The following is a 7,521-nucleotide window of genomic DNA, read 5'->3' as shown; positions in this document are numbered from 1 at the left end:
TTAAAAATCCCATGTCAATCACTCCATATCTCCCTGAACAAAAGCGTCAGGGTAGCGTCGTTACATGGGTCAATTCTCAGTGAAAATTTAGGGGCCTACCGGGTCAGTTCTCAACGCAAATCAACACTTCAGCGGTTCAATGGGGTTGTCGCAAGATACCATTGCAGAGAAATGCAGGTTTCACGCCGAAACTGCTCTGGATTTGGATGACACAAACCCGGTAGTGCACGCGTATGCCAGTATGGCTTTTGGGTTTTCACCTCTTGCCGAAAAAGAACGCGGCCTGAAGCACAGCTCGATTGCGGCTACGCTAAATCCGAATGATTGCGAATTGATGCTCCTTCACGCATGGCAACTTGCATTCGCCGGAAATCATGAACAGGCAATTGCATTGCTGAGGCGCGTCTCGTTGCTCAATCCGCTCGGGGACTACATGATCGCCGAGTGTTTTGCGGACACTTACTACATGATGGGCGACTATGAAAAAGCTCTGGAAAGCTACAACGACCAAGGCGACGCGCCACCGCAATCGCAAGCCGTGTTCGCCGCATGCCATGCCCAGATGGGACGCTTAGACGAAGCGCATGCATGCCTTTTGCATCTTTACAACGTCAAACCGGTCGGTTTCGACGTGGAAGCCTTTGTGGCCGCTCAATGCATCACTTGTCTACGGGAAGATGATCGAAATAACTGGCTGAATGGGTTCAGGAGAGCGGGCGTTGACATCTAGGCCGAGCGCCAGATGGAGATATTACTGTGACCTCTTAATGATCGGCATCAGCTTGCCACATGTGTGCTCTCAAGACGAAATCTTCATCTCTCGGTCTAGTCCGCTCTGGGCTCAAAGCGAACGCCCGCCGGACAAACTGGAACGGCTCCTGTTTGAGAGTGAATGGCAGATGGCCCTGGATTCGGTCTCGCAAATGGCAAGGTTTCAAACAGCCTGGCACCGGGCACGACAGTTGCGGTCAACGGCTGGTTTCAGATTGATAGGGCATCACCTTTCGCCGGGTCACAGCATGGCGGTTCAGATGTAGCGGACCTGGAAAAACCACAAGTTCTGGCGTATTATCCAGCCACTAATCTTGGAGGAAATCGATGCCTGCTATGGATTCATTCCGATCAGTGGTTGATCCGGCGGATTGTGATTTTCTAGGTCACATGAACGTTTCGCGTTATTTTGCCGCGTGTTCCGACGGCGTTTTCGCGATCCAATCCGATATGGGCTTGACCGCGAATGACATGCGAACTGGACGGCGGCTTTCATTTGCTGTCGTGAATGCCCAAAGCGATTTTCGCGCCGAGTTGTCCGCCGGTGACGTGATACGGTTGGAGACTTCGATTGTCGTGATTGGCTCCAAATCCATGACCTTTAGGCACCGACTTTTTCGAGCAGATGGCGACACATTAGCTTTCGAGACGGAGTTCAAGTGCGTAATGTTGAGCCTTGAAACGCGTAGAGCCGCAGAAATCCCCGAGGACGTTCGCGAGAAAGCGACACAGTGGCTGGATAGCTACAAACCTTAGACAATCCTGCCCTTTGCCTAAGCATTTTCTCCAAATAACGTGTTCCATCTTGCCAACGCGTCTTCTGGCCAGACCTCGGCAAAATCATAGAAGTCTTCAAATACTGGGATTTCTGTATTTAGTTGAACCCAATCTTGTTTGCTGGATGTGAATATCTGAACATCAGGCGGGCAATCGGACGGGTTGTCTAACGTTCCAACCCGGATGTATCGAAGTTTTCCGAGACGGGCCATGTAGCTGCTGAATACGGCCACTCCGCATGTCGCGCATCTGGTTATGACCTGTCCCTTTCCGCTCGGCGTTGGGAGAGTGTTTTCAACAATGGGACCGTCAAATTCGACCCGATCAGCTTCGATAATTGCGTTCAAGACGAACGCAGACCCGGTTTGCTTTTGACATTCGCTACAGTGGCAACAATGAACGCAAATTGGTTTGGATGACATAGAATAGGTTACAGCGCCGCACCCACATTGTCCTTTCAGCATTTTCATTACCCTTTCAGCTGTTTTTCGCAAATTCCACTCTTTGGCGCTCGACCTTTCGGGCGAAGAGCCCTTTGTCACGGCAGGAGGATTAGCTTGCCTGCATTTTTCTTCGACTGAAAATCTACCTGAGCCTGGGCAATATCGCGCAATGGATAGATTTTGGCGATGGCAGGCTTCACCCGCCCTTCAATCATTAACTTGACTAGGCCCGAAAATACTTCGCGTGACATGAAAGAACAGCCGTGAATTGTGATGTCGGTCAGGTAGATTTCGCGCAAATCGGCTTCGACCATCGGCCCGGCGATTGCACCTGAAACCGCGTAATGGCCGCCCGGTTTCAAGGCGCGGATTAGGTCGGGCCAAACCTTTCCGGCCACGACGTCAATGACTGCATCAAACTCTTGCGCTGGAGGCGTTACCGAACGCGGCAGCACCTCTATGGCACCAGCCTGGCGCACAGCAGCAGCCTTTTCATCCGCAGCAACTCCGGTTACTTGCGCGCCGCGAAGCACCGCCAGTTGGACGGCTGCAAGCCCAACGACGCCGGACGCCCCGGTGATCAGAACTTTCTGCCCCTCGCCAACATCCGACCGGGTCAGCAAGTTGTAGGCTGTACCAAAGCCGCACGGAATTGCGGCAATTTCTTCATTGGAAAGCGGTGAAGCACTGACATCGAAAATCTCGCCTTCCTGCAAAAGGCAATACTGGGCGAAGGCGCCATCCAGTTCAGAGCCGAGCGCCACATAAGCAAAGCGATTGTCTGGCGTTGGCCTGGGAATATTGATCTGACTGGTAACCCGGGCGCCAAGCTCGACAGACGTGACGCCATCCCCAACAGCAACAACAGTGCCGCAAATATCGCCACCTTGAATGCGTGGAAACCCGACCGCACCGCCCCATCCGCCGTCCTCGATGTCGGCACCTTCGCCAACATCCTCGGTAGCACCAGAAACATCAGAGGAATACCAACCGACGCGGGTGTTGATATCGGTATTGTTCACCCCAGCCGCCAGCACTCTGACTAGGACCTGCCCGGCGCCTGGCGACGGCACTGGGATATCGTCACACCATTCCAACGCATCAGGGCCACCGTGGCGGGTCAAATAGACACCTGACATGACTTCGGGAACCATATATTATCCCTTCCAGTTACAGCGCAGTTGATGGCATTAAATGGACGTTAGTTTTGTTGGTTCGTTCTGACAACGGCTATTAAGCCGAAAGAAGTGTGCAGGAAGCTGCCAATGATGGAGTCGCACAGGGAACCGAAGGGAAGCATGTCCACATGAAAGCCAACACAAAGTGGCAGGTCTCTGGCGACGCAGCTGAGCGCTATGAAGAGAACTTGGTTCCCGTCATATTCATTCCCTGGGCGCAGGAGTTACTGAAACGCGCTGAACTTGTCGCTGGAGACGCTGTCCTCGACGCCGCTTGTGGCACCGGCATTGTGGCGCGGATGGCATCTGATCGAGTTGGACCCGATGCAAAGGTGGTTGGCGCAGATATCAACGCCGGAATGCTGGCTGTAGCTAGGTCAAAGTCGGAAGAAGAAGGTAAGCTGATTGACTGGGTTGAAGCAGATGTCGGAAATTTGCCATTCGACGACGCCAGTTTCGACGCTGTATTTTGCCAACAAGGTCTTCAGTTTTTCCCCGATAAGCTTATTGCCCTGAAAGAGTTTCGTCGCGTTCTGAAACCCGGTGGACGATGTGTGATCTGTGTCGCTCGAAGCCTTGAACACAATCCGCTGATGAATGGCCAGATCGAAATCCTCACGCGGTACATTGGTGAAGACGCTGCAAACGCCATCCGCGCAGTTTGCGGCTTGTCGGATTCAGGAATGATTCACGATCTGTTTACTGGCGCTGGTTTTCCCGAAATCGACATCGAGAGTGTGACACTCACACTGCGGCATCCCGATGGCAAAGCGTTTGTGGCAGGCAACATGTTGTCGACGCCTGCCGCAAACGCGATCTCAAAGCTCCTCGAAGAGAAGCGACAGGAGCTTTTTCGGGAATTTCTGAATACCTTTGGCTCCTACTATGACGGTCATGCTTTGGCATTCCCGCATGCCTCTCATGTTGTGCACGCACGTGCATGACCGCAAGGTGTTGTAAGCAGTCAAATCTCACCCTTATTATGCTCGGCCAATAGTCACTGTTTTTCCTGCTTCAGGAATTCTCGATTTGTCATTGCTGCTTCCAATTTCATGATGGCCAATGTTTTGTCTGGCGCTGCTGTCAATCAGTCGTTGGCAGGACCTCGGCCACTGTGTTTTGACGTCGCATCGCTTGCTACCAACCGCAGTACTGTCCCGAAACACTTTCGTCAGCTCTATGATTCGCATTTAGTTCTTCCGCGCCATTCTTCGGATGCAGCGAATGGCGGGCAGCAGAATTTGTCGCTAAAATGCCGCCTTCCATTGCTCAGTATCGACGAACCAACGTTCCTCGGTAATTAGACCATCATTCCCAAACTTGAAAAGGACGGCACATTGCGAGCCGTTCGGCAATTTGTCAGCGGTAAACTCAACAACATTGGTGATTTCGTTTTCGCCCTGGCAATAGCGCAGTTCTTTAATGTCGAAACCCGGTGGCAGCGCTTGACCGATTCCGTCGAGGGCGGCCCGGAATGCTGTGCGTCCTTCCAATATATCGTTTTGGCCGGGTAGGACAAATATCATGTCATCAGCATAAAAACTGGCAAGTTTATCCATGTCTCCATCCGCCAGAGCTGCCCATCCTGCTTTAAGGTCCTCTAACTGTTTCGCATTCGCCATTTTATAGAACTCCTTTGTCAGTTTGTTGCGCTTCCAATTGTGAAGGTATCACGATAAAATATTTATCCTAAACGACAGCCAAAAACGGTGCTCTTGGTCGGCTGTCACATGTTCCGCTCCTCAGTGGTCACGCTGCTCCAAGAACTCTCTTTTATCAAATCAACCTAATTGGCCCCATAGGCGCTGACGTCAGACAGTTCAATGAACGATACCCCCAGGCCCGTGCTTGAGAAAATGCCACTGGCCGAAGCTATCTTTTAGGTTCAACTTGATCCCTGCATTTGCAGTTGTCGAGGCATTACCGATTTCGGCAATGCTAAACTCTATACCGCCGGGAATATCGATCCGAACGCGATGTTCGCCGCCGCCATGCGGTGCCTTGATTGGGCGACCCGTCGAAGTCAACACATCACCCACCTGAACCTTGGCGGTACGCCCTTCGATGTCGGCTTCGAAGTTGATGGGTTGATAAAGCGTGTCATGTACTTTGTCACACATGGCGCGGAACACCCACCAATGCGTCGCCTCTTCCTCGGTCTCTTCGCCGTGAAATATCCGACGCAGAGAGTCGCGTTGAGCATCACTTGCACCGGGGTCTATGATGACTTGCATTTCACCCTTTCCTTCGAAGATAGCGCCGGGCCAAGCATAAAGAAGCGCCGCCTTAGTGCCCTTCAAATCGACGTCACCGAAATGTCCCTTTGTAATCTCCAGCACTTCAAAGCCGCGACAGTCACCATGAGTGGGTCTTTCCTCAAACTGACATGGACATGAGTAACCGCAGTTGCAATTTCCAAAGCTTGGCCCTTCTACGTACCAATCCGTAAATGCCATAGTCGTCTCCTTACTAGTTTGAATAGAGCATAGGTTTTAAAGGGTGCGAACTCGTTAACTCGGAATTGACCGCCACGCTAAGTTACCAGTAGGAAGCCACCAAAGAGGATCAGCACGACGCCGGTTGATCGGATAAAAATTCGCCCATTCGGCACAACTTTTTCGATGAGAACATAGATGGCGATTCCGACAATCCAGAACAGATTCATAACCCCTCCAACGAAGAGAAGAGCCATCAGTGCCCAGCAACATCCAAGGCAGAACACGCCGTGGCGTGCTCCTGTCCTGAATGCTCCCCACGCTCCAGCGCGACTGTGTTCGGCAAGAAAGTGCGCGGGTGACTGACAATAGAGGAGACAGGATTCTTTAAGACTGGAGAGCTGGTACAGGCCAGCGGAAATGAAAATAAGCGCCGCAAATATGCGAGAGTTGATTGTCATCATCGGGCCGCTTGCAAGGCCCCAACTATCGGCACCGAATTGAATTCCCGTAGCTAATGCACTGAAAAGCGCCCAAGTGGCCAGATACCCAAAAAGAAAAAGTAAGCTGAGCAAAACAGATCTATCTCTATCAGACCCCATCCGCTTCAGCGCGGTGTAAAGAAGTAGCATTGGCGCGGCGCTTGGTGTCATCATGGCGATCATCATCATCCACCACATGATAAACATTAGGGCCGCATATTTACCTGTCCAAACAGGTTGCCCGCCCATTTCCATCGGATTGCCAATCGGGCGGGCCATCTGTGTCATTTCAAGCGTTGTCATGTTCATGCCAACGCCGAAATACGTGTAAAGCCCGGCAACGACGACGACCAGACTTACCGTGAAGGCTACAATGCGCTGATCCTGTCGAACCAATCTTTCAACTGGTCCGACCGATGTTCCTTGAGTGGTGTCAAACACTGTTCCGGCCCTCGCTTACGCAGCAACCCGTCCCTTACCCGTTAGATGAAGACTGGCAAAATGGGCGTGTGTCCCAGTGTTTTTTAGCAATTCGAGTTCACCACCTGTGGTTTTTGTGCGGCCCTTGGCCATTTCAGCAAAACCGAACTCAAATCCATGTGGCAAAGCGATTCCAACGCGGTGTGGTTCGCCAGAGACTATGTTGGGGATTGGTTCAGCATTGATTTCAAAAATACCCTCAACAGCGCCCGTGCCGATGCGATCATCCAAATCCATGTTGAGCGAAATTGGTGCGTACAGAGTTTCATGTTTGTTTGGGCACATGGCACTGAAGACAAACCACATAGTCGCCATTTCCTCAGTGTCGGCCCCTGTCATGATGGCTTCAAGCGCAGATCTTTGATCGTCATCTGCCTTCGGGTCAATGATTAGCTGCATGTGACCGTTGCCTTCATGAATGGCACTGGGCCACTTATAAACGCCCGCTGTCATCAGGCCATCCAACTTGGTGTCCCCGTAGTGGCCTTTATCGATCCTGTAAACGACCGCCGCTTCGCATGTACCGTCCGTCGGCAAAACGCCGAATTGGCAAGGACATCCAAAATTGCAGTTGCAATTGGCCAGTTCTTCGCCTTCGATACTCCAGTCTTTCATCGCTTCCCCCCATATGCGGCTGCCTATTGCAGCAGCTTATAGCTCGATGCATTCGCTGAATAAAATTGCCCCGACACGCCCTGTTTTTGCAGGTTTCTCTCTTTGCTGTGAATAATTTCTATCACAATTTTGTGAATTTTTCAAATGGACTTGTCGGGTAATGCAGGGCCTGTGAATGCTTTGTGCCCAAAACAGATACCAACGGGGAACTGCCTGTTGATTTGCGTTGAGAACTGACCCGGTAGGCCCCTAAATTTTCACTGAGAATTGACCCATGTAACGACGCTACCCTGACGCTTTTGTTCAGGGAGATATGGAGTGATTGACATGGGATTTTTAA

At 51.6% G+C, this 7,521-nt stretch carries 9 protein-coding genes; 3 read left to right on the top strand and 6 right to left on the bottom strand.

What is annotated here, in order from left to right; genetic code table 11:
* Positions 1–139: 139 nt before the first annotated feature.
* A complete protein-coding gene (locus J4E70_RS19020) occupies positions 140–730 on the top strand; it encodes a tetratricopeptide repeat protein (RefSeq protein WP_213891499.1) in 591 nt (196 codons plus the stop codon).
* A 368-nt stretch (positions 731–1,098) separates the two neighbouring features.
* Entirely contained in the window at positions 1,099–1,527 is a 429-nt protein-coding gene (locus J4E70_RS19015; RefSeq protein ID WP_213891497.1) for an acyl-CoA thioesterase, read from the top strand.
* 17 nt (positions 1,528–1,544) lie between these two features.
* Here the strand turns inward: J4E70_RS19015 and J4E70_RS19010 are convergent, their stop codons facing one another.
* Together J4E70_RS19010 and J4E70_RS19005 are read right to left on the bottom strand one after the other, a co-directional pair.
* Positions 1,545–2,012, bottom strand: a complete 468-nt coding sequence (locus J4E70_RS19010) for a GFA family protein (RefSeq protein ID WP_446686727.1) — start codon at positions 2,010–2,012, stop codon at positions 1,545–1,547.
* A gap of 74 nt (positions 2,013–2,086) precedes the next feature.
* Positions 2,087–3,145, bottom strand: coding sequence for a zinc-binding dehydrogenase (locus tag J4E70_RS19005; RefSeq protein ID WP_213891493.1), 1,059 nt, complete (start codon positions 3,143–3,145; stop codon positions 2,087–2,089).
* A 152-nt stretch (positions 3,146–3,297) separates the two neighbouring features.
* On the opposite strand from J4E70_RS19005, the gene J4E70_RS19000 reads away from it, so the two are divergent.
* Positions 3,298–4,113: a methyltransferase domain-containing protein gene (locus J4E70_RS19000; protein ID WP_213891491.1), complete on the top strand. Its 816-nt coding sequence runs from the start codon at positions 3,298–3,300 to the stop codon at positions 4,111–4,113.
* Between the two features lie 303 nt (positions 4,114–4,416).
* Here the strand turns inward: J4E70_RS19000 and J4E70_RS18995 are convergent, their stop codons facing one another.
* The 4 genes from J4E70_RS18995 to J4E70_RS18980 all read right to left on the bottom strand — a co-directional run bounded on the left by J4E70_RS18995 (position 4,417) and on the right by J4E70_RS18980 (position 7,181).
* Positions 4,417–4,791 carry a nuclear transport factor 2 family protein gene (locus J4E70_RS18995; protein WP_213891489.1) on the bottom strand — a complete coding sequence of 125 codons (375 nt, stop codon included), beginning with the start codon at positions 4,789–4,791 and terminating at the stop codon, positions 4,417–4,419.
* A 198-nt stretch (positions 4,792–4,989) separates the two neighbouring features.
* The gene (locus J4E70_RS18990) at positions 4,990–5,625 is read right to left on the bottom strand and encodes a DUF1326 domain-containing protein (protein WP_213891487.1); all 636 of its coding nucleotides are present in this window, start codon (positions 5,623–5,625) and stop codon (positions 4,990–4,992) included.
* 77 nt (positions 5,626–5,702) lie between these two features.
* Positions 5,703–6,527 carry a DUF2182 domain-containing protein gene (locus J4E70_RS18985; RefSeq protein ID WP_213891485.1) on the bottom strand — a complete coding sequence of 275 codons (825 nt, stop codon included), beginning with the start codon at positions 6,525–6,527 and terminating at the stop codon, positions 5,703–5,705.
* A gap of 15 nt (positions 6,528–6,542) precedes the next feature.
* Positions 6,543–7,181, bottom strand: coding sequence for a DUF1326 domain-containing protein (locus J4E70_RS18980; protein ID WP_213891483.1), 639 nt, complete (start codon positions 7,179–7,181; stop codon positions 6,543–6,545).
* Positions 7,182–7,521 lie beyond the last annotated feature (340 nt).

This window comes from Pseudohalocynthiibacter aestuariivivens (assembly GCF_018457175.1).
GTDB lineage: Bacteria > Pseudomonadota > Alphaproteobacteria > Rhodobacterales > Rhodobacteraceae > Pseudohalocynthiibacter > Pseudohalocynthiibacter aestuariivivens.
The sequence above is the reverse complement of the archived record's forward strand: the minus strand, read 5'-3'. Positions and strand labels throughout refer to the sequence as shown.